The following is a 24,172-nucleotide window of genomic DNA, read 5'->3' as shown; positions in this document are numbered from 1 at the left end:
AGGGGCACGCGCCGTCAATCCTCCGGCACGTAGATCATGCGTCCATCTTCCAGCCGGTAGGTGATGCCCGCGCGCGCGCCTTGCCCCTGTCCCATTTCGCCGCTGGCTTCGTAGCGGGTCAGTTCCTGGCCGTCCTTGATGGTGATGCGCATGTCGGACTCGCCGGGGTTCTCCACCACCACGACCTTGTCCCGCGAGAACGGGTTGAGCGGGTTCTGCGCGATGGCCACCATCAGCATGCCGATGATGACCAGGAACAGGTCGATCAGGTTGACCACCGACAGCATCGGATCGTGGCCGTCTTCGTCGTCCAGGAAGCGCATCAGGCCGGCCCTCCCGCCTGGCGCTGCCGCTCCAGTTCGCGCAGGTCCTGCAGCAGCCAGCGCCGGCGGATGGTCAGGATGAAAAAGCAGATGCTGGCCGCCAGCAGCGCCAGGATCACCGACGAGAACGCCGCCACCATGTTCTTGCCGACGGCGGCGGCGTCGTTCTCGCCCAGCGCCAGCAGGGCCGGGCCCATGGGAATCATGGTGGCGATCAGGCCCAGCATGGGCGCCGAGCGCGACACGATGCGCAGCCATTCGAGCTGCTTCATGATCCACAGTTCGAGGTCGTCGCTGGCGACTGGCGGCGCGGCGGGCCGTTGGCCCTCCGCCGCGCGCGGCGCGCCGTGGCCGGCGAAGCGGAACAGCGCGCGCGCATGCGATGGCCGACGGCGCTGCCACGCCTCCACGGCGAAGGCGCCCAGCATGGCCAGGGCGTAGGCCAGGGCCGCGGCGATCAGCAGCATGACCGGCAAGAGGAAAACGCGGGACAAGGTGTAGAGCAGGATTTCGATATCAGCAAGGGCAGTCATGAGCGGGCGGTTCCATGCGTGGTGGCCGGATAGGGTGGGAAGCGTTGGCGCATGGCCTGCCGCAAGGCCCCGCCGCAGAACAGCAGCAGCATGAGCCCCAGCAGCCAGGGCAGCGCCGGGTCGTCGCGCGGCCGGACGGCCTCGACGCGTTCCAGCACCTGGCCCCGCACCGGCTCGGCGGCCGGCGGGGCGGCGGCCGCATCCGGCGGCGTGTCCGCGCCGGCCGCGCCGGCATCGGCGGCGGGCGCCGGCGCCTGCGCCAGGCCGAAGCCCTGCGCCATGTCGGCGATGTATTGCCGCGTCAGCGCCGCCCCGCTGTCCACCCCGAACTGTTGTGCGAGCTCCTGCCAGCGCTGCGCCAGGGCCTGCCGGGTGGCCGCCGGCGCGTCCCAGTAGCCCTTGCGGATGGCTTCGGCCATGCGCTCCAGCACTTGCGCCTGGGCGGTGGGGTTGTGCGCTTCGAACCAGGCGCGCGTGCCCAGCCCGCGGGTGTCGGCCACGTAGGTGTCGAACAGGGCCTGCCACTGGTCGTCGCGCACGGTGGAGGGGTCCATCGCCTGCCAGCCGAACAGGTTGTTGGTGGCGTTGAGCACCTGCAGGGTGCCCGCGTAGCCCTCCTGCTGCATGGCGGCGATCCATTGCGGATTGAGATAGCGGGTGCGCAGTTCGTCGGCCAGGAAGTGGGCGAGCCCGGTGGTGGCGATCCGGCTGGTGCGCAGGTCCGACACCAGCAGCTGCGGCGCCTGGCCGTCGACATGCCGGATGGCCGCCGACAGGCCGCCCAGGAATTCGAACGGATGGTCGGTGGACAGCACGCCGTGCAGGTTGGAGGAGCGCGACATGATCACCGCCTGGGCGCCGCGCAATTGTTCGGCCAGCAAATTGGCGCCGGCCGGGTCGGCGCCCCAACCGTGGCGTCCGTATGCATGCCGGCTGCTGGCCAGGAACTGCCGCGCCAGCTCGGCATCGTCGTTCCATTCGGTGGAGCGCAGCGCCAGGCCGGGCACGCCGGTGCCGTACTGGCCCGGGGCATTGCCGAAGATGCGGTAGCGGGCCGCCGCGGCGGCTTGCGCGCCGGACATGCCCTGTTGCCGCAGCGCGCCGGCGATGCGCGCATTGTTCGCGGCGATCGGGTTGCCCGGCTCGTCCAGTTCCGCCAGCTTGGCCAGCGCGTCGTCGAGCAGGCGCATGAAACTGTCGAACTGGTCGCGGTAGACGCCGGTTACCTGCACCACCACGTCGACGCGCGGCCGGCCCAGTTCGGCGGCGGGAATGATTTCCAGCGCCGTGACGCGCCCGCCGGCATCCCAGACCGGGCGCAGCCCGAGCGCGTGCAGGATCTGCGCTTCGGTCACGCCCAGGTGCCGGATCGCTTCCGAGGCCCACAGGCTGAAGGCCAGCTTGCGCGGCCAGGCGCCGTCGTGGCCGGCGCGAAAGGCCTGCACGGCCTGCGTGTAGGCGGTGGCGGCCGATTCGTAGGCCGCCCGGGCCGGAATCTTGTCGGCTTCGAATGCGTACAAGTTGCGGCCGCTGCGCGCTTCCGGGTTGCGGACTGGATCGCCGCCGGCGCCGGGCGCCACGAAGCGGCCCGCCAGGCCTGCCAGCAAGGCTTCGTGTTCCTGCGTGTCCTGCAGGCGCTGGTCGAGCTCGCGCGCCCGCGCGGCGAATGCCGACCAATCGGGCGGCAGCGCCTGCGCCGCGCCGGGGTCCAGCATCCGCGAGACGGCCCGATACGGTGCGCTGTCGCGCAGGGCGGCCGGGTCGGCGGCGTATAGTTCTGCCTGCTCGACGCCCAGCGCCTGGTAAAAGGCCGGGCCCAACTGCTGCATGATTGTGCTGGCGCGGTGCGCCGGCTCGGCCGCCATGCCGAACGTATGCAGGCCCAGCGGCATGGCGGTGCGCGCCAGTTCGTGCAGATGATCGTGCAATGCCTGCAGGAAGCCGTCGAAGTCCTGCTCGGCTTGCGCTGCGGTCCAGCCGAGGTCCCGGTGCAGTTGCGCGGCGACCGCCAGGGCGCGGATCTGCGCGCCGGCGCGCGCGCGCACCATGCCGTCGTCGAGCTGCTGGTATTCATGGATCAACTGGTGCAGGTCGCGCAACTGGTCGTACAGGCCCGCGGGGGCGAAAGGCGGCGTCTGGTGGCTGATGGTCACCGCGCGGCCGCGCCGCTTGGCCTGGATGGCCTCGCCGACGTTGTCCTGGATATACGGATAGAAGACCGGCATGGCGCCGGCCGCCAGCCAGGGATAGTCGTCGGCGGCCAGGCCGCGGTCCTTGCCGGGCAGCCATTCCTGCGTGCCATGGGTGCCCAGGTGGATCAGGGCGTGGGCGGCGTACTGCCGTTGCAGGTACAGATAGGCCGCCATGTAGAGATGGTCGGGCGCGCTGGTGGTATCGTGGTAGTGGCCGGCCGCATCGGCGCCGCGCGGCATCTGCGGCATGACCAGCAGGCGCCCGAGCTGCCAGCGCGGGATGATGAAATACCGCCGGCCGTCGATCTCGCGGACGGCCCGGTGCCGCGCCGGGTCGCCGGCCTGCCGTAGTTCGGCCTGGCGCCGCGGCGGCAGGCCGGCCAGCCACTGTTCGTAGTCGGCCAGCGGATAGCGCGCGGCCAGGCCCTCGGCCAGCAGCGCGTCCAGCGGGACGCTGCCATACAGCGCGCCGAGCATGCGCTGCGCCCGCTCGATCACCTGCTGTTCGGCGACCGGCGCGCCCACCTGGTAGCCGGCGGCCGCCAGCGCGGCCTGGATGGATACGATGCTGCGCGGGATGTTCAGGTGCGAGGCGCCCAGGTTCTTTTCGCCGGCCGGGTAGTTCCAGAACATCAGGGCCAGGTTCTTGTCGGGCGGCGGCGTGTGGCGCAGCGCGGCCAGCCGCTGCAGTTTGGCGATCAGCGCGTCGGCCTGGCCGGGCAGCAGGTGGTGCAGGCCGGCGGTGCTGGCCGACAGCACCAGCGGATCGCTGATGCCCCAGCCCTCGGGCCCGGCCAGGAACAGCGCGGCGGTGCGCGCGGCGACGCCGCTCGGCGCGGCGGGCCAGTCGGCGGCTTCGCCGTCGCGAAAGCGCAGCGTCTGGATGACGGGCACGTCCAGCGCCAGGAAATCGCGGCTGCGCGCCGCGCCGTCCTGCATGTGGGTGAGGTTGACCAGCGCGTCGATGCGGCCCGCGCCCAGCACGCCGGGCAGGCCCCCCGGCGCGGCGGCATCGAACCAGAACACCACCGGCTGCAGGCCCGCCGCTTCGCTGCGCGCGATCAGCTCGTCGACTTCGCCGGTCAGCATGTCGGCCACTACGCCGCGATGCACCAGGAAGGCCACGCGGCCGCGCGGCGGCGCCGCCGCAGGGGCGGCCTGCGCGCGGGCCGCGTGCCATTGCAGGTAGGTGTCGAGGTCCTCGAACAGGCGCGGCGCGGCGGGGTGGTAGAAGCCGCTGGGCGGCAGCGCGGCGGGCGGGGCGAGCAGGCTCGGCGCCGGTTCGGCGCCTTGCCGCACGGCCTTGGCGAGCGCGAAGAAGCGGCCGAAATTGCCGGCGCCGCCGGCGGCGTACAGCGCCGCCAGCGTGGCGGCGGGGCGCGGCGGCAGCCGCTCCCAGGCGGGGCGGCCGCCGCCCACGACCAGCCAGGGCGGCCCGTCGTGCCCCGGGACTTGCCGCAGATGCTGTTGCACCATGGCGCGATCGCCCGGCCGCGGCGTATCCAGCACCAGTAGCGCCGCGTCGGCGACCGCCTGCCGCAGGGCGGCGGGCGTGGCGCGCTCGACGTCGGTGTGCGCCAGCGCCACGCCCTCGCGGGCGGCAAGCTGCTCCAGGCGCTGGAATTTCTCGGCGGAGACGAAACCATTGTGCAGCACTTGCACGACCGGCCGCGCCTGCGCGGCGCCCGCCAGGCCGAGCAGGGCCGCCAGCAGCGCCGGCGCGCCGCGGCGCCACAGACGGGCGAGATGCAGGACGGCCATCAGAACCTCGCGGTCAGCCCGGCGAAGTAGCGGCGCCCCTCGTCGGCGCGGCCGTAGACATCGGCATCGTCATTGGCCAGCCGCTTGTCGGTCAGGTTCTCGATGCCGGCATGCAGGCTGAGGTTGCTGTTGACGTCGTAATCGACATACCAGTGCAGCAGGGTGTAGCCGGGCCGCTCGCTCTCGGTGGCGGAACGGTATTGCGAGCCGATGTACTCGACCCGCAGGCGGGTGCTCAATTGCTGCAGCGCCGCCCAGGTCAGCGTGGCATTGGCGCGGTGGCGCGAGCGATCCGGCAGGCGCTCGCCGGTCGCGCGATCGCGGGCATCCAGGTAGGTGTAGTTGGCATCCACGCGCCAGTCGGGCAGCAGGCTCGCGCCGGCCGTCAGTTCCACGCCCTTGAGGCGCGCGCGTGCGACGTTCTCGTACTCCAGGCAGACACGGCGGGGCTCGTAGCAGGTCGGCTGCCGCACCGTCTCGATCAGGTTGCGGACATCGTTGTGGAACAGCGTGGCGCCGGCCGACCAGCGGCGCTGCTGGTATTCCACGCCCAGTTCATAGGACTGGTTGGTCTCGGGCCGCAGGTCGGGATTGCCGCGGATGATGCCGCGCCCGCCCATGGCGGCGCGCGACTCGTATTCGGGCGACAACTGCTTGAGCGTCGGCGCCTTGAAGCCGCGGCCCGCGCCCGCCTTGAAGGTCAGCGCCTGCGTGGGATGGAACAGCAGATACGCGCGCGGGCTGGTCTGCCAGCCGAATTCCTCGTGGCGGTCGAAGCGGCTGCCCAGCACCAGTTCCCACTGCTCGCCCAGCCGGATCTCGTCCTGCGCGAATAGCGCGTAATGCGTCAGCGACTGCTTGCCGGCCTGGTTGACGGTGGGATCCTCGAGCGTTTCGCGGCGCGTCTCGGCGCCCAGCGTGAGCTGGTGCGCCCGGCCCGCGGCGAAGCCCACGCGGCCGTCCAGCACGGTGTCGGTGAAGCGGTTGGGGCCGGTCGCGTCGCCGCCGTCGCTGCGGCGCGCATGGCGGTCCAGCGTGGCCCGGTACAGCCGCACCTGGCTCTGGCCCCACTGCCAGTCGCCGCTGTGCGAGATGGCATAGCGGCGGCGCCGCACGTCGTTTTCCGCTTCATAGAGCGTGGCGTCGCTGTTGTCGCGGTAGCCCTGCTGGTCTTCATTGCCCGCGTCCACCGACAGGTCGATGCGCTGGCGCACGTCGGGCGTCCAGGTCAGGCCGACGTGGCCGGTGGTGGCGCGCCGTTCGTCGAGCGCCGTCAGCGCGGTATTGCCGGCGTCGCGCAGCGGCGCGCGCCGGTTGAACTCGCCCCATGCATTCAGGCCCAGGCGGCCTGGCACGATCGGCCCGCCGATATAGAAGCCGCTCTTGTACTGGTTGCCGTCCAGGCCGTGGTCGTTGACCAGTGCGTAGCCGCTGAACGACCCTTGCCATTCATCGGTGGCCTTGCGCGTGATGACGTTGACCACGCCGCCCAGCGCCTCCGATCCATAGAGCGACGACATGGGGCCGCGCACCACTTCCACGCGCTCGATGGCTTCGGTGGGCACCCAGCCGAGTTCAAAGTCGGAATGGGCGATGGCGGACGCGGAAGCGTTGACCCGCTGCCCGTCGACCAGCATGAGGGTGTGCGCGGCGCTCATGCCGCGGATCGAGATGCCGCGCCGCCCCAGGCCGGCATCTTCCAGGCCGACGCCCACGGTGTCCCGCACGGCGTCCGCCAGGTCGAGCACCGGCTGGCGGCGCAGCGCCGCCCCATCGATTACGGTGACGCTGGCCGGGGCGTTGGCGGCCTCGCGTTCGGCGGCGGTGGCGGTCACGACCACTGCCGGCAGGGTGCCGGCATGGTGCGGCGCGGGTGTCGCGCGGGCACGCCGCTGCGCTTCCGGTTCTTCGGCCCAGGCCGCCCCGCTCAATGCCGTGAGCGCCAGCAGGCAGCTTGCGGCGACATCCCGCCGGATGGAGTGGTCGTGGGCTGGTCTGGCTTTCATGGGGCGCATCGGTGCCGGTGGTCTTCTTGCAAAATATAGAACGTTATAACATTTCTAATCTTGCATCAAGACGCAGGCTGCCGGGGCCGCCGGGCGCCGATAAAATCGCCAGACCGTCAAAAAGGAAGAAGAGGAGACCATGAGACCTATCCTTACCCCCGTGTGCCTGGCCGTCGCGCTTGCGCTGGGCGGCGCCCCGGCCCACGCGCAGTCCGGCAAGGCGGCGGCGCCGGCTGGCCAGCAGGCCGCCGAGGCGCCGTCCCGCGACGAATTTTTCTGGCTGGGCGAGATCAACAAGGCCACCACCGTCATCAACACCGAGCAAGGCCTGCTGGACCGGGCCCTGGCGCCGCGCCTGGCGGCTGCGGTGGCGCAGGTCATCCGGGACGGCAACCAGCCCGGCGCCAAGCGTCCCGCCACGGTCATCACTTTCGAGCCGCTGCTGATCAAGGCCGGCGGCATGGACGTGACGCTGCTGCACGCCGGCCGTTCCAGCCAGGACATGCACGCCACCTATCGCGCCGCCATCCTGCGCGACAAGCTGCTGCAACTGGCGGATCGCCTGAACGCGACGTCGGCCACGCTGGTGGAGCTGGCCGCGCGGCATGCCGGCACCGTGGTGCCCAACTACACCAACGGCGTGGCGGCGCAGCCCAACAGCTACGGCCACTACCTGCTGGGCCATGCCGCCGGGCTGGAGCGCGACGCCCAGCGCATCCGCGAAGCCTATGCCCGCATCGACCGCTCGCCCATGGGCACCACGGTCCTGAACGGCACCAGCTGGCCGCTGGACCGCCAGCGCATGGCGGATTACCTGGGCTTTGCCGGCCTGGTCGACAACGCCTACGACGCTTCGCAGATTTCCTCCATGGACCAGCCGGTGGAGGTCGGCGCCATTGTCGCCAGCATCGCCCTGCATGCGGGCAATTTCATCGAGGACCTGATGACGCAGTACGCGCAGTCGCGTCCGTGGATCCTGTTGCAGGAGGGCGGCGGCAATACCTACGTGTCGAGCGCCATGCCGCAGAAGCGCAACCCTGGCTTGCTCAACTCGACCCGCAGCGACGCGTCGACCGCCGTCACCCTGGCGCTGGGGCCGGTGATCCAGACCCACAACATCACGCCGGGCATGAGCGACCCGAAGGACGTGGAGCAGAACTCCGCCATGGTCGACAGCGCGATCACCGTGCTGGCCAAGTGGAACCGGGTCCTGAAGGCCCTGGTGATCAGCCCCGAGCGGGCGCTGGAGGAACTCAACAGCGACTGGACCGCTTCCCAGGAGCTGGCCGACGTGCTGATGCGCAAGTACCGGCTGCCGTTCCGCGAGGGCCATCACTTCGCTTCCGAAATAGTCAGCCATGCGCGCGCCCAGGGCATCAAGCCGCTCGATTTTCCCTATGCCGAGGCGCAGCGCATCTACGCCGAGACCGTCAAGGGCACCAAGTATCCGCAGGTGCTGCCGATGGACGAGGCGGAGTTCCGCGCCACGCTGGATCCAGTGGCCATCGTGAAGAACCGCGCGACGGTCGGCGGTCCGCAGCCGGCCGAGATGGACCGCATGCTGGCCCAGGCGCGCGCCAGGCTGGCCGAGCAGGATGCGTGGATCCAGGCGCGGCGCAAGCATATCGACGATGCGCTGGCCCGGCTGGACGGCGACTTCGCCAAGCTGGCCGGCGGCGCCAGGCCGGCCGAATGACCTTGCCGCGGCGGCGCCGGCCTCGCGGCCCGCGCCGCTGCGCGCCTGCGGGCTGCATGTGCGTTGCGTAGAATGAACCGGCGCGAGGAGCGCGCCGCGCCGGTTTCCTGACGAAAATGTCAGCGCACGGTCAGCGCTTCGACCGATACGGCGGCGTAGACTGGCCTCGCGTTGCATCCCGAGCCACTCATTCTTGCGCAAGAGAGCGCCATGCGTGTACTGGTCATCGAAGACGAAGACAAGACGTCTTCCTACATTCTGCGCGGCTTGACGGAGCAGGGCTATACCGTCGACGTCGCCGACACGGGCACCGACGGCCTGCACTTGGCCCTGGAGTTCGACTACGACGCCATCGTGCTGGACCTGATGCTGCCGGGGCTGGACGGGTACGGCGTGCTGACCCAGTTGCGCCGCCGCAAGGCCACGCCGGTCATCATGCTGTCGGCGCGGGGCGCGGTGGACGACCGCGTGACCGGCCTGCGCAAGGGCGCCGACGACTACCTGCCCAAGCCGTTCTCGTTCATCGAGCTGGTAGCCCGGCTGCAGGCGCTGACGCGCCGGTCCGCGGAAGGCAAGGAGCCGACGGTCCTGCAGCTCGACGACCTAGTCATCGACCTCCTGGCCCGCAAGGTGGTGCGCGCCGGCCAGCGCCTCGACCTGACCGCCAAGGAGTTCGCCTTGCTGAGCCTGCTGGCGCGCCACCAGGGCGAAGTGCTGTCCAAGCTGATGATCGCCGAGCAGATCTGGGACATGAATTTCGACAGCGACATCAACGTGGTCGAAGTGGCGGTCAAGCGCCTGCGCGCGAAGGTGGACGCGCCGTATGCCCGCAAGCTGCTGCACACGGTGCGCGGCATGGGCTACGTGCTCGAGGACCGGCGCGTCGACCGCGCCGCTCCCGCCGCATGAGCCGCGGCCTGCCCATCGCATGGCGGCTGGTGGCCATGTTCGCCGCGACCGCCGCCGTGGTGTTCTCCGGCGTGGCGTTCTTCCTGTACTGCTATTTGTCCGACTCCGTCCGCGAACAGGTGCGCGGCGAGCTGGAGGTCCATCACACGCTGCTCGATCCGGTCATCGAGGCGCGCCGGTCCGACCGCGAATGGGACCTGGTGCGCCGCAAGCTCGACGGCATGGCCCAGGAAGGCGCGCGCATCCGCTACTGGATCCGCTCGCCGGACGAGCGGTTTTCCTACGGCGGGCCGTTCCTGCTGAAAGAAGGCTCGCGCATGCCCGACACCCCGTTCGGGTTCGTCAAGGTGCGCGAGCCGGCCAAGGTATGGGCGGTGCTGAGCCGCACGATTCCCGCCTACGGCGAACGCCCGCCGATCGAGTTCGTGGTGGCGCTGGACGCCACCGCCTATATCGACACGAAGGAAAAGTTCACGCGCGTCATGGGCATCGCCTCAGCGCTGGGCATCCTGCTGGTGGCGGTGCTGGGCTACTGGATCGCCAAGCTCGGGCTGGCGCCGGTGCGCCGCCTCGGCCAGCAGGCCAACCGCCTGCCGCCCGGCAACCCGCGCCAGCGGCTCGACGTGGCCGGACTGCCGCCGGAGATCCGCGAGCTGGCCGTATCGTTCAATAACGCGCTGGAGCGCCGCGAGGCCGCCTGGCTGCAACTGGAAGGCTTCAACGCCGACGTCGCGCACGAGCTGCGCACGCCCCTGACCAACCTGATCGGCCAGACGCAGGTGGCGCTGGCCCGCGAGCGCGACCTGGGCGCCTTGCAGGACCTGCTCGAATCCAACCTGGAGGAGCTCGAGCGCATGAGCAGCATCGTCAACGACATGCTGTTCCTGTCCTGCGCCGAGAACGGGCATCGCGCGGCCGAGTTGAGCGAGGTGTCGCTGCACGACGAGGCGTGCAAGACGGTCGAGTACGTCGAGGACGCCTTCGCGGAGCGGGGCGTGGCGCTGCGCGTGCAGGGCGAGACCACCGCCCGGGTGGACAAGCGGCTGTTCCACCGCGCGCTGGCCAACCTGCTGTCCAACAGCGCGCGCTATGCGCGCGGCGGCACCGCCGTGGTCGTGTCGATCGAGCCGCAGGGCGACCAGGTCTGGGTCTCCGTGTCGAACCAGGGCGACCCGATCCCGCCCGAACAGCAAGCCCGCCTGTTCGAGCGCTTTTATCGCGGCGACGCGGCGCGCACGCGCAGCGGCGTGCATCACGGGCTGGGCCTGTCGATCGTGCGCGCGATCGCCTCCATGCATGGCGGCCGTGTATTCGTGCGCAGCGCCGATGGCGTCAATACCTTCGGTTTTTCCCTGTCCCGATCCAGCTGAACCGGTGAGCCCATGAACCAGCGTCCCCATGGCAAGCAGCAGTCCTTGATCATCCAGGCAGACGGCGCGCTGGCCGGCGCGGCGGGGCCCCTGCGCGCGCCCGCGGCTGGCGCGGCCAAGCCCGATGGCGTGCTGTCGGTCTTCGACGCCGTCACCATCATGGTGGGGCTGGTGGTCGGGGTAGGCATCTTCAAGACGCCGTCGATCGTGGCGGCCAATGTCGGCTCGGAATGGTCGTTCATCCTGGTCTGGATCGCCGGCGGCCTGGTCACGCTGGTGGGCGCGCTCTGCTATGCGGAATTGTCCGCCGCCCATCCGCATGCGGGCGGCGAATACCATTTCCTGTCGCGCGCCTATGGCCGGCCGGTCGCCATGCTGTTCGGCTGGGCCCGCTGCACCGTGATCCAGACCGGCGCCATCGCCGGGGTCGCCTTCATGCTGGGCGACTACGTGGCTCAACTGTTCCCGCTGGGGCCCTACGGCGCGGCCATCTACGCCGCGCTGGCGGTCTGCATCTTCACCGGCATCAACGTCGTGGGGACGGCCGAGGGCAAGGCCTTGCAAGTGGCGGTGACCTTGATCGAGATCGCCGCGCTGGCCGCGGTGATCCTGTTCGGCCTGTTCGGCGCGCCGGACGGCGGCGCGGCGCCCGTCCCGGCGGCGGCGCCGGAGGCCACGGCGCTCGGGGTGGCGATGATCTTCGTGCTGCTGACCTACGGCGGCTGGAACGAGGCGGCCTACCTGACCGGCGAGCTGCGGGACGCGCCGCGCAATATCGCGCGCGTGCTGACCCTGGGCACGCTCATCCTGGTGACGCTCTACACCCTCGCCAACCTGGCGCTGCTGTCGATCCTGGGGCTGGACGGCCTGCGCGGCTCCGAGGCGGTCGCCGCCGACATGATGCGACGGGTGGCGGGGCCGGCCGGCGAAGTCATCGTCACGCTGGCGGTGGTGGTGGCGGCGGTCTCGACGCTGAACGCCACTATCTTCACTGGCGCCCGGGTGTTCTACGCCATGGCCCAGGACTTGTCGGTAATGCGCTGGATGGCGATCTGGAACGGCCGCGGCAACAACCCGGCCAACGGGCAGATCGCCCAGGCGGCGATTGCGCTGGCGCTGATCGCCATGGGCGCGGTGACGCGCGACGGCTTCAAGGCGATGGTCGACTACACCGCGCCGGTGTTCTGGGGCTTCCTGTTGCTGGTGGGCGTGGCGCTGTTCGTGCTGCGCTGGCGTTATCCGCGGCGCGAGCTGCCGTATCGCGTGCCGCTGTATCCCCTCACCCCCGTGGTGTTCTGCCTGACATGTTCCTACATGCTGTATGCCAGCATCGCCCACACCGGCGTGGCGGCGCTGGCCGGGCTGGCGGTGCTGGCCCTTGGTACGCCGATCCTGCTGTTCGCGAGGAAGGCGGGAGACAACGCCGCGGCCGCGGCGGCGCACAGCGGTATTGCCCGTGGCAATGACTACCCCCGATAGGAGAGCATGATGCAGATGTTGCAAAAATCCATTGTTTCTGCCGTGATCTGCGCGCTGGCCTGGCATGGCGGCGCGGCGGCCCAGGCCAGCGCAGGCGCGGCCGCCACCTACGAGCCGACGGTCGGCCAGTCGGGCAAGGACGTGGTGTGGGTGCCCACGCCCCAGGCGCTGGTCGACCGCATGCTGGACATGGCGAAACTCACCCCCGAGGACCGCCTGGTCGACCTGGGCTCGGGCGACGGCCGCACGGTGATCACCGCCGCCAAGCGCGGCGCCACGGCGCGCGGCATCGAGTTCAACCCCGACATGGTGGCGCTGGCCCGCCGCGCGGCCGAGGCCGAAGGCGTGGCCCAGCGCGCCCGCTTCGAACAGGCGGACATTTTCGAATCGGATTTCTCCGAGGCGACGGTCATCACCCTGTTCCTGCTGCCTTCCCTCAACGTCAAGCTGCGCCCGACGCTGCTGGACATGAAGCCGGGCACCCGCATCGTCTCCAACTCGTTCACGATGGGGGACTGGCAGCCCGACGAATCGGTGCAGGCCGCCGCCGACTGCTCGGCGTACTGCAGCGCCTACAAATGGGTGGTGCCGGCCAAGGTCGCCGGCACCTGGAGGCTGGACGGCAAGGAACTGGTGCTGGACCAGACCTACCAGGTACTGTCCGGATCGCTGCGCGAAGGGGGGCAGGCCACGCCCATCAGCGATGCGCGCATGGACGGCAGCACGATCCGCTTCACCGTGGGTTCGCAGCGCTACACGGGGCAGGTGTCGGGCGACGCGATGCAGGGCACTACCGACGGCAAGGCGTCCTGGAAGGCCACGCTGGCGTCTCGCTGAACCGGCGGCGGCGCGCCGGCGGCCGGCCGGCGCGTCAGCGCGCGAACTTCTTCGCGCCCGCCACGCACAGGATCACGCCCATGGTCACGGCCAGCATGGCCGGGCTGACGCGCTCGCGCAGCAGCGAGGCCGCCAGCGCCAGGCCGAAGAACGGCTGCAGCAACTGCAACTGCCCGACCGCCGCGATGCCGCCCTGCGCCAGGCCGCGGTACCAGAACACGAATCCGAGGAACATGCTGAACAGCGCCACGTAGGCCAGGCTGATCCAGGCGGGCGCCCCGACATGGGCGAACGAGGCGGGCGCCAGCAGCAGGGTCAGGGGCGCGGTCAGCGGCAGGGACAGGACCAGGGCCCAGGAGATCACCTGCCAGCCGCCCAGCGCGCGCGACAGCCTGGCGCCTTCGGCGTAGCCCAGGCCGCAGACCAGGATGGCGGCGAGCATCAGCAGGTCGCCCAGCGGGTCTGCGGCCAGGCCCTGCGCCACCGCGAAGCCGGCCACCATCAGGCTGCCCAGCGCCGAGAAGAACCAGAACGCCGGCCGCGGCCGCTCGCCGCCGCGGACCACGCCGAACACGGCGGTGGCCAGTGGCAGCAGCCCCAGGAATACGATGGAGTGGGCCGAGGTGACGCGCTGCAGGGCCAGGGCGGTCAGCAGCGGGAAGCCGATGACCACGCCGCTCGCGACCACGAGCAGGGGCGCGAGGTCCCGGCGGGCCGGGCGCGCCGGGCTGAACAACAGCAGCACGCAGATGGCGAGCAGGCCCGCCAGGCTGGCGCGCGCCGCGGTCAGGAAGAGCGGCTCGAAGTCGAGCACCGCGACCCGGGTGGCGGGCAGCGAGCCGCTGAAAATCACCACGCCGATGAATCCGTTGATCCACCCGCTCGCCGCGCTCGTGGCCGGCTGGTCCCGCAAGGTTGCTGCCTGTTGCATTGTCGTTCGTGCCCGGAATATCGCCCGGCGCGGCCGGGCCTGTTTGCGCCGGCCTAGCGGCGTTGGCAATGCTATGCTCGTGGATCAATACAATCAAATAATTGTCATGGATACATCCGCCCATGCCGCGCGCTCGATATAAGCAGCTGGTCGACGCGTACGCGGCCGATATCCGGGCGGGGCGCCTGGCGCCGGGCACGCGCCTGCCGACCCATCGCGAGCTGGCCGCCCGCGAAGGGCTGGCGCTGGTGACCGCCACGCGCGTGTACGCCGAACTGGAGGCCATGGGCCTGGTCAGCGGGGAAACGGGGCGGGGCACCTTCGTGCGCGAGGCCGGGCTGCCGGCCGGGCTGGGCATGGACCAGCAGGCCACCGCGGAAGGCACGGTGGATCTTAGCTTCAACTATCCCGTGCTGCCGGGGCAGGCGGACCTGCTGCGCGGCGCCATGCGCCAATTGGCATTGTCGGGCGACCTGGATGCGCTGCTGCGCTATCAGCCGCACGGCAACCGCCCGCACGAGCGGGCCAGTATCGCCCGGCACCTGCGCGCGCGCGGGTTGCGGCTGCCGGCGGACCGGGTGCTGATGGTCAGCGGCGCGCAGCACGGCCTGGCCGTCGCGGCGATGGCCCTGCTGCGGCCCGGCGATGTGGTGGCGGTGGATGCGCTGACCTATTCCGGCTTCAAGGCGGTGGCGGAATCGCAGCGGCTGGAGCTGGCGCCCATCGCGGCGACGGCGCAGGGGCCCGACCTGCAAGCCTTGCAGCATCTGTGCCGGACGCGCCGCGTGCGCGCCCTTTACGCCATGCCGACGCTGCAGAATCCGCTGGGGTGGGTGCTGGACGACACACAGCGCGCGCAACTGGCGGCCATTGCGCGCCGGCACGACCTGCTGGTGATCGAGGACGGCGCCTATGCCTTCCTGGCCGACGATGCGCCGCCGCCGCTGGCCGCGCTGGCGCCCGAGCGCACGGTGTATGTGTCGGGGCTGTCCAAGAGCGTGGCCACCGGCCTGCGGGTCGGCTTCATGGCGGCGCCCGGGCCATGGATGGCGGCGCTGCAGCGGGCGATCCGCGCCACTACCTGGAACACGCCGGGCGTCATGGCGGCCATTGCCTGCGCCTGGATGGATGATGGCACGGTCGACCGGCTGGAGCGCGACAAGCGCCGCGACGCCCGCGCGCGCCAGGCGCTGGCCGGCCGCGTGCTGGCGGGGTGCGCGAGCATAGGCCACCCGGCGTCGTATTTCCTGTGGCTGCCGCTGGGCGAGGACGTGCGGGCCGACCAGGTCGCGATGGCCCTCATGCAGCAGCAAGTGGCCGTGTCCACCGCCGAGCCCTTCGCGGTGACGCAGCACGTGCCGCATGCGATCAGGCTGGCGCTCGGCTCGGTCGACATGGACACGCTGCGCGCCGCCCTGGAAAAAGTCCGCGCGGCGCTCGCGCCGCGCTAGGGCCTCAGTTGTTCGGAATCGCGCAATCCAGCGAGCCTTCCTCGCATTTCATGTGCGCCTGCAGGGCGGCCGTGCGCTGCTCGGTGAGCGTGGCCTGGCACTGGGCCAGCAGCATGGGATAGGCCGAGCCGCCCTCGGCCAGGCCGGTCTTGAACGCGCATTCGGCGTCGCGGAAGGCAAGCCACGCGCGCTGCGCGGCGACCAGGCGCTGGCGCTGGTCCTTGTCATCCTTCAGGCGGGCGGTCGCCTGCTTGTAGGCGGCGTTGAGCGCGGCATCGGCCTGCTTGTACTCCGCGGCCGCGCATGCGGTCATGCCGGCTTGATCGCTGGCATTGGCGCAATCGGGCGTGGCGGCGTGCGCGGCGGGAACGAACATCGCAAGGCCGAGAGACAGCAGGAGTGTACGCATGGCAGTCCTTTGAGGCGTCTGGAGAAGGCTTGATTATTTCGCTGTTCCGTTAAAGAATCATACCCGGTACGTGGTTACCATCCGCACGACAACACAACCGGGAGAGGGATCTTATGCTTCGCCATGGCCAACGTGGACGTTTCTTCGTGCTGGGCGCCATCGTCGCGACCGCCGCGCTGTCGGGCTGCGATACGCTGGACCGCATGGAGGTGGAGAACTACCAGCGGGAGTGCGACAAGCTGGGCATTGCCCGCGGTACGCCGAGCTACGACAACTGCATGCTGCAGCAGCAGAAACTGCAGGAAGAAGAGGTCGAGCACGCCATGGACCGCGACGCCATGCGGCACCACAAGTAGCGCGCCGCGCCGGGGCGCGGCTTCAGGAGACCCGGGTGGTCAGTATCTTGATCCCGGCCGCCGCGAAGGCCACGGCGAACACCGCTTCGAAGGCTCGGCGCAGGCGCAGGTAGCAGGCTGTCATGCGGCGGCTGGAGAACAGCAGCGCGTAGCCGTGGAAGACGATCGCGCCCTGCACGCCCACCGCGGCCATGATGCACATCAGGTCGGTGGCCGTGGCGTCCCTGGGTATGCCGATCGAATATAGCGAGCCGAAGAACAGGACCGCCTTGGGGTTGGTCAGGTGCAGCGCCAGGCCGCGCCGGAAGGCCCGCCTGCCCGAAGGGGCGCCGGCGGCCGTGATGGTCGCCGGCCTGGCCGGCGCCAGCGCGTGCCGGGCCGATTTCCAGGCCAGGTAGAGCAGGTAGCCGGCGCCGAGGTAGCGCGCCGCCTCGAACAACCAGGCGTGCGCCAGCATCACCGCACCCAGCCCGAAGGCCGCCATCGCCGACCAGCACAGCGAGCCCGCCGTGACGCCCGATGCCAGCGCCAGGCCCGCGCGCCGGCCGTGCGACATGGACGTGCCGGCGATGGCGAGCGTGGCCGGGCCCGGGCTGGCCGAGGCGACCAGCGCCGCGAGCAGGATCAGGTAGAGGTTGATGCCGCTGGACATGGCGTAGTTCCGTTCGAGGATGAGATCAGCCGTCGAGCGCCTGTTGTACCCGCTGCGCGACGTCGGCGGGCAGCCATTCGCGCCAGATCTGCGGATGCTGCCGCAGGAAGTATAGCGAGGCTTCCTCGATCTCGAGCTGCTCGCGCTGCATGTGGCCGAGCGTCGCGGTCAGCACCGCTTCGGGCACGTTGACCTTGGCCAGGAAGGCCGTCAGTTGCGGCGCGCGTTGCGCGAATGCGCTGTTGACCGCCGTGACCACCGGATACGCCGCCAGCCCGGTGGGCCGGGGATGCTCGCATTGCGGATCGGTGATGCAGGCCAGCGCTTGCGGGTCGACCGGCGGCAATTCCAGCTTGACCAGGTCCAGCGAGCCGACCAGCGAGGTGGGCGTCCAGTAGTAGAAGACGATGTCTTTCTTGCGCTTGTAGGCCGAGGCGATGGCGGCGCGCTGCGCGGCCGCGTTGCCCGGCGAGTACACCAGGTATTCATCCTGCAGCCCGAAGGCGCGCAGCAGGTTGGCGTTGATGGTGCCGCAGGTCCAGCCCACGGCGCAGCCGTAGATGCGGCCCTTGCCGGGATCTTCGTCGTCGATGAAGGCTTCGCGCAGGCCCTTCAGGTCTGCGGCGCCGCGCAGCTGCGGGAATTTTTCGGCCGTATAGCGCGGCACGTACCAGCCATCAGTGCCGGTGAAGACGCTGCCCACCTGCTTGACCTTGCCGGCGGCGATGGCCTCGTCCCAGGCCTGCTGCATCTGCGTGATCCAGATCTCGCTGTTGACGTCCACGTCGCCGCGCTGCAGCGCGGCGAACATCGGCAGCGTGTCGCCTTGTTCTACCTGCGTATCGCAGCCGTAGCCATGTTCGACAATGTAGCGCTCCACGCCGACCAGCATCAGGTTCGATTCCCAGTTCATGCCACCGAATTTCATGGGCCGGTCCAGTTCGCAGGTCGGGGATTGCGCGTGGGCGTCGAGGCTCAACGTGGCGCCCAGTACGAGGCTGGCGGCGGTCAGAATGCGATTGATGCGCATGCGATGGGTCATTGATCGATGTTTCCTGTCTTCCGTGGCAAAAAAGCATCGATGATAACAAGCGCCCGCGCGCCGCCCGCGCGGCCAGGGCTCAGCCGGCCGCCGGTGCGCGCGGCGGCTGGTGCAGCGCCACCGCCTCGACCGTGCCGTCGCCGGCGCGCGGATAGCGCCGCATGACCTCCGGATCGTGGCCGGGCACGATATGGTCGGGCGACTCGGCGAACTTCAGCAGGGTGCCGTAGCCGGCCAGCATGTCGGCTACGTTGTAGACGATGGGGAACGGCGCCTCGGCCTGCATGTTGTCGTAGAAGTGGCTGGCGTCCGAGGCCAGCACCACCCAGCCGCGCGCGGTGTGGACCCGCACCGCCTGCAGCCCCTGCGTGTGGCCGCCGATGTGCAGCAGCTGCAGGCCGGCGGCGAGCTCGTCGTGGCCGTGGTAGAAGCTCACGCGCGCGTCGTACACGCCGCGCACCACATCGACCACGTCCTCGACCGCATAGGCATGGCGCAGCATGTCGAAGCGCATGTTGCAGCCGCAGGCGTAGTGCAGCTCGCTTTCCTGCAGGTGCAGGCGGGCGCGCGGCAGCAGGCGGATGTTGCCCGCGTGGTCGTAGTGCAAGTGGGTGACGATCACGTCCTGCACGGCGTCCGGGGCAATGCCGAGCTGGCGCAGCGCTTCGATGGGGCAGCGCAGGAAGCGGCGGCCGCGGGCGCGCGCGGCTGCTTCGTTGAACCCGGTGTCGACCAGGTAGACGCGCGCGTCGCGGCGGATCACCCAGACGTAGTAATCCATCGGCATCGGGCCGTCGTGCGGGTCGGGCGGGGTGATGAAGTTCTCGGCGCGGCGGCGCGCCACGGTGGCATAGCGCAGGGCGTAGATCTCGTAGCGGGGCAGCGTCATGGCCGGGCCTCGGGCGATGGATGCAGGCGCGCCAGTTCGGGGCGCAGATAGTGCAGCAGGCGCTGCGGGTCCTCGACCATGGGAAAGTGGCCCAGGTCGGGCATGAGGGTGAAGCGGGCGCCGGGGATCAACGCGGCGACGCGCCGCGAATCTTCCGGGCTGGCCGAATAGTCGTAGGCGCCGGTCAGCAGCGATATGCCGAACGAGGTGGCGTCCAGGCCGGCCAGGTGCACCGGCGCGTCGAAGTCCTCGCTGTAGAAGTGCAGGTCGTCCGCGTACACGCCGAAGCCGCCCTGGGCGTAGATCCAGGCCGCTTCGCGGCGCGCCGCCAGCGCGGTGTGCGGCGCCATCAGGCCGCGCACGTAGGCGGGGTTGTGGGCGGCCTGGTTGACTTCCGGATGGCACAGCAGCGGCGTGCGCCGTCCGGCGGCTTTCCAGGGCGCTTCCAGCGCGACCACGCCGGCCACGTCGCGCGGGCTGCGCGCGGCGATGTACAGAGCCATGGCGGCTCCCATGGAACAGCCCAGCAGCACGACCGGCTGCCGCGCCGCCTGGCGGATCACCGCCAGGCAGGTGGCCAGGTAGGTGTCGCGGGTGAGCCCGCCGGCCGTCCAGGCCCGGCCCGGCCAGGGCATGCTGCGGCCATGGCCGGGCATGTCGAAGGCCAGCATGCGCCACTGCGCCCGCAGCGCCGCGTCGGCCATCAGGCCATGGAACTGGCGCGAATCGGCGCCGGCGGTGTGCAGCATCAGCAGGGTCGGCCCGGCCGCCAGGCCGCTGCTTTCCACATAGACCGAGCCGGCCGCGCCATCCAGCGTGATCGCGGCATAGCGGCCGTGGATGGCGCCGCGGTCGAGCGCGGCCGCGTCGGCCTCGACCTGGCCGCGCAGGATCTCGAACAGGCGTTCCAGCAGGTGCAGGGACTGGGCCAGCGCCAGCGGCTCCGCCTTCACGGTGAAGTCCTGGGCCTGGCGCAGGGCGGCGGAGAAGGACTGGTAGCCCGGCGGCGGCAGGGGATTGAGCAGCTTGTCCCAGGTGGGCGGGGATGCCCGGACGACGACGGTCTGCGACGGCGTGGCAGGCTGGCCGTTCCAGGCCGCCAGGCGCTCGCCGGACGCGCCGGCCTGCAGCCAGACGGCGCAGGACAGGCCGCGCGCGGCGGCGATGAATTCGCTATCTTGCCGGGCCCGGGCGATCCCGGCCTGCAGGCGCTGCTGGATCTCGTTCACTGGCGGATGTCTCCGGTTGTTGGCGCCGCAGCACTTCGAGAGCGGTGCGTTCGGCGTTGACGATATGCGCGCGCGCGGCGGCCTGCGCGCCGTCCGGGTCGCGCGCCTGGATGCGGTCGAACAGGCGGTCGATCTCGGCCAGGCTCTGGGGCAGGCGCTCGGGGCTGGCGAACGAGGTGGCGCGCAGCAGGTTGATGCGCGACAGCAGGCCGGGCAGCAGGTCCTTGATGAGATCGTTGTCGCAGCCGGACAGCAGCACGTCGTAGAAATCGCGCTTGGCGGCCAGCAGGGCGGTGCGGTCCTGGCCGCCGGCCTGGCCGTGCAGCGCGCGCACCGAGGCGCGCAGCCGCTCGACCGCGGCGTCGCTGGCGAGCCGGGCGAACTCGTGCGCGGCGTAGCCTTCCAGCAGCGCGCGCAGGGCATAGAGGTCGCGCGCGGCTTTCTCCGTGATGCGCACGACCGTCGGGCCGCGATGCGGTTCGATGGAGATCAGGCGCTCGGCCTCCAGGGTGCGCAGCGCCTCGCGCAGCGTCGGGCGGCTGATGCCCAGCTGCTCGCACAATTCCTGTTCGCGCAGCCGGTCGCCGCCCTTGTACCGCCCGTCCATGATGGCCGCGCGCAGGAATTCTTCCACGCGCGTGCGCAGGGTGGTGGGTTTCTCGAACACGGCACCGGACGGGTTGGCCATAAGATCCTCGACTTAACGTGATGGCGCCGCCGGCGGCGGAATACGGGCTGTTCCGCCGCCAGGCGGCCGCGCCTGAAGGTAAAGCCGAAATATATCCCGTCGGCGCGCCATGGCTCTTTCCGTCCTAGATTCCCAGGTAGGCCGCGCGCACCCGGCTGTCGTCGAGCAGCTCGGCGCTGGGGCCGGACAGCACCACGCGGCCCGATTGCAGCACGTAGGCATCGCGCGCCACCGACAGGGCCAGGCGGGTGTTCTGCTCGACCAGCAGGATGGCCAGCCCGCCGGAATGGATGTCCAGCATGGCCTGGTGCAGCTCCTCCACGACCTTGGGCGCCAGGCCATGGCTGGGCTCGTCCAGCAGCAGCAGGCGCGGCTCGAGCATGAGCGCGCGGCCGAACGCCACCATCTGCTGTTCGCCGCCGGACAAGGTGCCGGCGGCCTGGCGGCGGCGCTCGCGCAGGCGCGGGAACAGCGTGTAGACGCGCTCGCAACTGGCCCGCAGCGCCCCTGCCTGGCGGCGCCGCACGTAGCCGCCCAGGTACAGGTTTTCTTCCACCGTCATTTCCGGGAACACGTGGCGCCCTTCGGGCACGTGGGCGATGCCGAGTTCCGGCACCTGGTGCGGCGCGCGCCGGAGCAGGTCCTGGCCGTCGAAGCGGATGCGCCCCTCGACCTTGTCCAGCAGCCCGGATATGCAGCGCAGCAGCGTGCTCTTGCCGGCCGTGTTGGCGCCGACCACCGCGACGAAACCGCCGGCCGGCACGCTCAGGTCCACCCCATGCAGCACCGGGCTGCGATCATAGCGGGCGGTCAGGCCTTCGATCTGCAGCAGGTTCATGCCGGTACCTCCAGGTGGTCGAGCGATTTGCCCAGGTAGGCCTCGACGACGGCCGGGTCGGCGGCGATCGCGGCCGGGCTGCCCTCGGCGATCTTCTGGCCGAAGGACAGCACCAGGATGCGGTTGCACAAGCGCATGATGGCGCGCATGTGATGCTCGACCACCACGAAGGTGATGCCGGATTCGTCGCGCAGCGCGCGGATCAGGTCCAGCAGGGCATCCATTTCGGTGTCGTTGAGCGCGGCCATGACTTCGTCCAGCAGCAGCACCTTGGGCGCGGTGCAGAGCGCCCGCGCCAGCTCCACGCGCGCCTGCTCGGGAAACGACAATTCGCCGGCGGGCTTGGCGGCGATGGCCGACAGGCCCACGCGCGCCAGGTTGTCGGCGGCCAGGCGGCGCGCTTGCGGCACGCCATGGCGCAGGATGCCGCCCACCAGCACGTTGTCCAGCACGGTCATCTCGGGAAACAGCGCGACGTTCTGGAAGGTCTTGGTCATGCCGCAGGCCGCGATGCGGTTCGGCCGCCAGCCGGTGATGTCCTGCCCGGCCAGCATGATGCGGCCCGCGTGGGGCTTGTACAGGCCGACCAGCAGATTGAAGAGCGTGGTTTTGCCCGCGCCGTTGGGACCGATCAGGCCCAGGATGTCGCCCCGGGCCACGCGGAACGACACCGCGTCGACCGCCTTCAATCCGCCGAAGCGCCGGCTGGCGCCTTCGACTGCGAGTATGTCAGGCATGGCGGCCTCCGCCCAGTTGCCGCACGCGCTGCCACAGCGCCATCAGCCCGCGCGGCTCGAGCAGGATGATGGCCACCAGGATGAGGCCGTAGGCCAGTTGCGAGACCCCGGCGCTCTGGCCGGACAGCCAGTCGTTGAACAGTTCTTCCAGCGGGATGATGAGCAGGGCGCCGACCAGCGGGCCGGCCACGGTGCCGATGCCGCCGACGATGCAGATGAGCGCCACCCGCACGGAGATGCCGGCCAGCGAGAACACCGTATCCGGATCGAAGAAGAAAATGAACTGCGCGTACAGCGTGCCGCACGCGCCCATCAGGGCCGCCGAGATCACGGCCGCCAGGATGCGGGTGCGCACCGTATCGACGCCGATGACTTCGGCCGCCTGCGGATTGGCCTTGACCGCGCGCAGCCGGTAGCCCAGGCGCGAGCGGCTGATGGCGGCGAACACCAGCGTGGCGACCGTCACCGCGCCCAGCATCAGGTAGTAATAGGGAATGCTGGACTTGAATTGCATCAGCACGAAGCTGCCGTCCGAATAGGGCACCGAGATGCCTACCGGGCCGCCGGTGAGCGAAGCCCAGGTGTTGGCGATGGCGCGCATCACCTCGCCGAACGCCAGGGTGGCCAGGGCGAAGTAGTGGCCGCGCAGCCGCATGGTGGGCAGGCTGAGCAGCGCGCCGGCGACGGCCGCCACTGCCATGGCGGCCAGCATGCCCAGCCAGGGCGAGATGCCCAGGCGCATCAGCAGCAGGGTGGAGGTGTACGCGCCCAGGCCGAAGAACGCGGCGTGGCCCAGCGAGATCTGGTTGGCCAGGCCGCCGACGATGTTCCAGGCCTGCGCCATCGCGGCGAACAGCAGCACCAGGGTCAGCACGCGGATGCCATAGCCCTGATCTTCGAAGCACCAGGGCGCGGCCAGGGCCAGCGCCAGCAGCGCCAGCCAGGGCAGGGAGCGTCGGGTCCGGTTCGCGCGCATCAGCTTGCCCTCTTCAACAGGCCTTCGGGCTTGATGGCCAGCACCAGGATGAACACCGCGAACAGCACCAGGTTCTGCAACTGCACGGGCAGCGCCAGCGCGGACAGCGACTGGATCACGCCCACCGCAATGCCGCCGACCACGGCGCCCAGCACGCTGCCGAGGCCGCCCAGCACCACCGCCGTGAACATCAGCACGCTGAACTGCGCGCCGATGGTGGTGGAGGCCGTCAAGTACGGCAGGATGATGCCGCCGCCCAGCGCGGTCAGCCCCACGCCCAGCCCGAACGCGAGCTGGTGCACGCGGCGCGTGGAGACGCCCGACAGGCGGGCCGCCATCGGGTCCTGCGCCGTGGCGCGCACGGCCATGCCCCACCACGTATGCTTGAGCACCCACCAGAGCGCCAGCGCCGCCACCGCGGCCACCACGAAGGCGAACAGGTACGGCGCGCTGAACAGCAGCGGTCCGAGCTTCAGGGCGGTCATCTGGTAGGGCGTCTGCACCGAGCGGAACTCGGAGCCGAACAGGATCAGGGCCAGGTTTTCCATGACGATCAGCAGGCCGACCGTCAGGAAGATCTGCGCCACCGCCGGCGCCTGCAGCACCCGTTCGATCAGCCAGCGCTGTACGCCGACGCCCAGCACGAAGGCCGTCGCGAAGGACAGCAGCGAGCCGGCCAGCGGGTCCAGGCCGAGCAGCTTCCAGGCGAAGTACGCGACGAACATGCCCAGCATCAGGAATTCTCCCTGGGCGAAGTTGACGATCGAGACCACGCCGAAGACCAGCGTGAGGCCGATCGATATGACCGCGTACACGCCGCCCAGCAGGATGCCGTCCACCAGGGCTTGCAGGAATTGCATGGTCGCCT

General features: G+C 70.4%; 22 protein-coding genes. 7 read left to right on the top strand and 15 right to left on the bottom strand.

From position 1 onward, the window contains the following. Positions 1-14: 14 nt before the first annotated feature. The 4 genes from ACKTT0_RS03195 to ACKTT0_RS03180 are packed head-to-tail and all read right to left on the bottom strand — an operon-like array spanning position 15 to position 6,815. Complete coding sequence (locus ACKTT0_RS03195) at positions 15-323, bottom strand: DUF2149 domain-containing protein (RefSeq protein ID WP_407848062.1); 309 nt, start codon at positions 321-323, stop codon at positions 15-17. Further along, positions 323-856 carry a MotA/TolQ/ExbB proton channel family protein gene (locus ACKTT0_RS03190; RefSeq protein ID WP_407848060.1) on the bottom strand — a complete coding sequence of 178 codons (534 nt, stop codon included), beginning with the start codon at positions 854-856 and terminating at the stop codon, positions 323-325. The genes ACKTT0_RS03195 and ACKTT0_RS03190 overlap by 1 nt, the downstream gene beginning before the upstream one ends. Further along, complete coding sequence (gene cobN / locus ACKTT0_RS03185; protein WP_407848058.1) at positions 853-4,809, bottom strand: cobaltochelatase subunit CobN; 3,957 nt, start codon at positions 4,807-4,809, stop codon at positions 853-855. The genes ACKTT0_RS03190 and cobN overlap by 4 nt, the downstream gene beginning before the upstream one ends. Continuing rightward, entirely contained in the window at positions 4,809-6,815 is a 2,007-nt protein-coding gene (locus ACKTT0_RS03180) for a TonB-dependent receptor domain-containing protein (protein WP_407848056.1), read from the bottom strand. The genes cobN and ACKTT0_RS03180 overlap by 1 nt, the downstream gene beginning before the upstream one ends. A gap of 139 nt (positions 6,816-6,954) precedes the next feature. Here ACKTT0_RS03180 and ACKTT0_RS03175 point away from each other — a divergent pair, with 139 nt between their 5' ends. The 5 genes from ACKTT0_RS03175 (at position 6,955) to ACKTT0_RS03155 (ending at position 13,106) form a co-directional block, all read left to right on the top strand. Next, the gene (locus tag ACKTT0_RS03175; protein ID WP_407848054.1) at positions 6,955-8,511 is read left to right on the top strand and encodes an argininosuccinate lyase; all 1,557 of its coding nucleotides are present in this window, start codon (positions 6,955-6,957) and stop codon (positions 8,509-8,511) included. 210 nt (positions 8,512-8,721) lie between these two features. Beyond that, positions 8,722-9,420: a heavy metal response regulator transcription factor gene (locus ACKTT0_RS03170; protein ID WP_407848052.1), complete on the top strand. Its 699-nt coding sequence runs from the start codon at positions 8,722-8,724 to the stop codon at positions 9,418-9,420. Further along, positions 9,417-10,790 (top strand): heavy metal sensor histidine kinase, encoded by a 1,374-nt coding sequence (locus tag ACKTT0_RS03165; RefSeq protein ID WP_407848050.1) that lies wholly within the window; start codon positions 9,417-9,419, stop codon positions 10,788-10,790. Before ACKTT0_RS03170 ends, ACKTT0_RS03165 begins: the two co-directional genes overlap by 4 nt. 12 nt (positions 10,791-10,802) lie before the next feature. Then, positions 10,803-12,269 carry an APC family permease gene (locus tag ACKTT0_RS03160; protein WP_407848048.1) on the top strand — a complete coding sequence of 489 codons (1,467 nt, stop codon included), beginning with the start codon at positions 10,803-10,805 and terminating at the stop codon, positions 12,267-12,269. A 6-nt stretch (positions 12,270-12,275) separates the two neighbouring features. Beyond that, a complete protein-coding gene (locus ACKTT0_RS03155) occupies positions 12,276-13,106 on the top strand; it encodes an SAM-dependent methyltransferase (protein WP_407848046.1) in 831 nt (276 codons plus the stop codon). Between the two features lie 34 nt (positions 13,107-13,140). Here ACKTT0_RS03155 and ACKTT0_RS03150 read toward each other — a convergent pair whose 3' ends face one another. After that, positions 13,141-14,037, bottom strand: a complete 897-nt coding sequence (locus ACKTT0_RS03150; protein WP_407848044.1) for a DMT family transporter — start codon at positions 14,035-14,037, stop codon at positions 13,141-13,143. 122 nt (positions 14,038-14,159) lie between these two features. Between ACKTT0_RS03150 and ACKTT0_RS03145 the strand changes: the two genes are divergently transcribed. Beyond that, complete coding sequence (locus ACKTT0_RS03145) at positions 14,160-15,488, top strand: aminotransferase-like domain-containing protein (RefSeq protein ID WP_407848042.1); 1,329 nt, start codon at positions 14,160-14,162, stop codon at positions 15,486-15,488. Positions 15,489-15,492: 4 nt separating this feature from the next. Here the strand turns inward: ACKTT0_RS03145 and ACKTT0_RS03140 are convergent, their stop codons facing one another. Beyond that, positions 15,493-15,897, bottom strand: a complete 405-nt coding sequence (locus ACKTT0_RS03140) for a lysozyme inhibitor LprI family protein (RefSeq protein ID WP_407848040.1) — start codon at positions 15,895-15,897, stop codon at positions 15,493-15,495. A gap of 113 nt (positions 15,898-16,010) precedes the next feature. Between ACKTT0_RS03140 and ACKTT0_RS03135 the strand changes: the two genes are divergently transcribed. Next, a complete protein-coding gene (locus ACKTT0_RS03135; RefSeq protein WP_407848038.1) occupies positions 16,011-16,253 on the top strand; it encodes a hypothetical protein in 243 nt (80 codons plus the stop codon). 22 nt (positions 16,254-16,275) lie between these two features. On the opposite strand, the gene ACKTT0_RS03130 is transcribed toward ACKTT0_RS03135, so the two are convergent. The 9 genes from ACKTT0_RS03130 to ACKTT0_RS03090 all read right to left on the bottom strand — a co-directional run bounded on the left by ACKTT0_RS03130 (position 16,276) and on the right by ACKTT0_RS03090 (position 24,164). Next, on the bottom strand, positions 16,276-16,905 hold the full coding sequence (locus ACKTT0_RS03130) for a LysE family translocator (RefSeq protein ID WP_407848036.1): 630 nt from the start codon (positions 16,903-16,905) through the stop codon (positions 16,276-16,278). A gap of 25 nt (positions 16,906-16,930) precedes the next feature. After that, positions 16,931-17,935 (bottom strand): glycine betaine ABC transporter substrate-binding protein, encoded by a 1,005-nt coding sequence (locus tag ACKTT0_RS03125; RefSeq protein WP_407852374.1) that lies wholly within the window; start codon positions 17,933-17,935, stop codon positions 16,931-16,933. Positions 17,936-18,026: 91 nt separating this feature from the next. Continuing rightward, positions 18,027-18,836, bottom strand: coding sequence for an N-acyl homoserine lactonase family protein (locus ACKTT0_RS03120; protein ID WP_407848034.1), 810 nt, complete (start codon positions 18,834-18,836; stop codon positions 18,027-18,029). Further along, on the bottom strand, positions 18,833-20,065 hold the full coding sequence (locus ACKTT0_RS03115) for an alpha/beta fold hydrolase (protein WP_407848032.1): 1,233 nt from the start codon (positions 20,063-20,065) through the stop codon (positions 18,833-18,835). The genes ACKTT0_RS03120 and ACKTT0_RS03115 overlap by 4 nt, the downstream gene beginning before the upstream one ends. Further along, entirely contained in the window at positions 20,010-20,753 is a 744-nt protein-coding gene (locus ACKTT0_RS03110) for a GntR family transcriptional regulator (RefSeq protein WP_407848030.1), read from the bottom strand. The genes ACKTT0_RS03115 and ACKTT0_RS03110 overlap by 56 nt, the downstream gene beginning before the upstream one ends. A 124-nt stretch (positions 20,754-20,877) precedes the next feature. Then, on the bottom strand, positions 20,878-21,591 hold the full coding sequence (locus ACKTT0_RS03105) for an ABC transporter ATP-binding protein (RefSeq protein ID WP_407848028.1): 714 nt from the start codon (positions 21,589-21,591) through the stop codon (positions 20,878-20,880). Beyond that, positions 21,588-22,328, bottom strand: a complete 741-nt coding sequence (locus tag ACKTT0_RS03100) for an ABC transporter ATP-binding protein (RefSeq protein ID WP_407848026.1) — start codon at positions 22,326-22,328, stop codon at positions 21,588-21,590. The genes ACKTT0_RS03105 and ACKTT0_RS03100 overlap by 4 nt, the downstream gene beginning before the upstream one ends. Then, positions 22,321-23,304: a branched-chain amino acid ABC transporter permease gene (locus tag ACKTT0_RS03095; protein WP_407848024.1), complete on the bottom strand. Its 984-nt coding sequence runs from the start codon at positions 23,302-23,304 to the stop codon at positions 22,321-22,323. The genes ACKTT0_RS03100 and ACKTT0_RS03095 overlap by 8 nt, the downstream gene beginning before the upstream one ends. Further along, positions 23,304-24,164, bottom strand: coding sequence for a branched-chain amino acid ABC transporter permease (locus ACKTT0_RS03090; protein ID WP_407848022.1), 861 nt, complete (start codon positions 24,162-24,164; stop codon positions 23,304-23,306). The genes ACKTT0_RS03095 and ACKTT0_RS03090 overlap by 1 nt, the downstream gene beginning before the upstream one ends. Between the last annotated feature and the right edge of the window lie 8 nt (positions 24,165-24,172).

The organism is Bordetella saccharivorans (assembly GCF_045862855.1).
In the GTDB taxonomy this organism is placed as follows: domain Bacteria; phylum Pseudomonadota; class Gammaproteobacteria; order Burkholderiales; family Burkholderiaceae_B; genus Bordetella_A; species Bordetella_A petrii_F.
This window is presented reverse-complemented; position numbering and strand designations above follow the sequence as displayed.

Coding starts and splice junctions, on each gene's coding strand:
- ACKTT0_RS03175 (WP_407848054.1), top strand. CDS start 6,955: ATGAGACCTATCCTTACCCCCGTGTGCCTGGCCGTCGCGCTTGCGCTG.
- ACKTT0_RS03140 (WP_407848040.1), bottom strand. CDS start 15,897: ATGCGTACACTCCTGCTGTCTCTCGGCCTTGCGATGTTCGTTCCCGCC.
- ACKTT0_RS03095 (WP_407848024.1), bottom strand. CDS start 23,304: ATGCGCGCGAACCGGACCCGACGCTCCCTGCCCTGGCTGGCGCTGCTG.
- ACKTT0_RS03145 (WP_407848042.1), top strand. CDS start 14,160: ATGCCGCGCGCTCGATATAAGCAGCTGGTCGACGCGTACGCGGCCGAT.
- ACKTT0_RS03130 (WP_407848036.1), bottom strand. CDS start 16,905: ATGTCCAGCGGCATCAACCTCTACCTGATCCTGCTCGCGGCGCTGGTC.
- ACKTT0_RS03105 (WP_407848028.1), bottom strand. CDS start 21,591: ATGAACCTGCTGCAGATCGAAGGCCTGACCGCCCGCTATGATCGCAGC.
- ACKTT0_RS03090 (WP_407848022.1), bottom strand. CDS start 24,164: ATGCAATTCCTGCAAGCCCTGGTGGACGGCATCCTGCTGGGCGGCGTG.
- ACKTT0_RS03100 (WP_407848026.1), bottom strand. CDS start 22,328: ATGCCTGACATACTCGCAGTCGAAGGCGCCAGCCGGCGCTTCGGCGGA.
- ACKTT0_RS03170 (WP_407848052.1), top strand. CDS start 8,722: ATGCGTGTACTGGTCATCGAAGACGAAGACAAGACGTCTTCCTACATT.
- ACKTT0_RS03180 (WP_407848056.1), bottom strand. CDS start 6,815: ATGAAAGCCAGACCAGCCCACGACCACTCCATCCGGCGGGATGTCGCC.
- ACKTT0_RS03190 (WP_407848060.1), bottom strand. CDS start 856: ATGACTGCCCTTGCTGATATCGAAATCCTGCTCTACACCTTGTCCCGC.
- ACKTT0_RS03160 (WP_407848048.1), top strand. CDS start 10,803: ATGAACCAGCGTCCCCATGGCAAGCAGCAGTCCTTGATCATCCAGGCA.
- ACKTT0_RS03110 (WP_407848030.1), bottom strand. CDS start 20,753: ATGGCCAACCCGTCCGGTGCCGTGTTCGAGAAACCCACCACCCTGCGC.
- ACKTT0_RS03195 (WP_407848062.1), bottom strand. CDS start 323: ATGCGCTTCCTGGACGACGAAGACGGCCACGATCCGATGCTGTCGGTG.
- ACKTT0_RS03150 (WP_407848044.1), bottom strand. CDS start 14,037: ATGCAACAGGCAGCAACCTTGCGGGACCAGCCGGCCACGAGCGCGGCG.
- ACKTT0_RS03165 (WP_407848050.1), top strand. CDS start 9,417: ATGAGCCGCGGCCTGCCCATCGCATGGCGGCTGGTGGCCATGTTCGCC.
- ACKTT0_RS03125 (WP_407852374.1), bottom strand. CDS start 17,935: ATGCGCATCAATCGCATTCTGACCGCCGCCAGCCTCGTACTGGGCGCC.
- ACKTT0_RS03120 (WP_407848034.1), bottom strand. CDS start 18,836: ATGACGCTGCCCCGCTACGAGATCTACGCCCTGCGCTATGCCACCGTG.
- ACKTT0_RS03155 (WP_407848046.1), top strand. CDS start 12,276: ATGATGCAGATGTTGCAAAAATCCATTGTTTCTGCCGTGATCTGCGCG.
- ACKTT0_RS03135 (WP_407848038.1), top strand. CDS start 16,011: ATGCTTCGCCATGGCCAACGTGGACGTTTCTTCGTGCTGGGCGCCATC.
- cobN (WP_407848058.1), bottom strand. CDS start 4,809: ATGGCCGTCCTGCATCTCGCCCGTCTGTGGCGCCGCGGCGCGCCGGCG.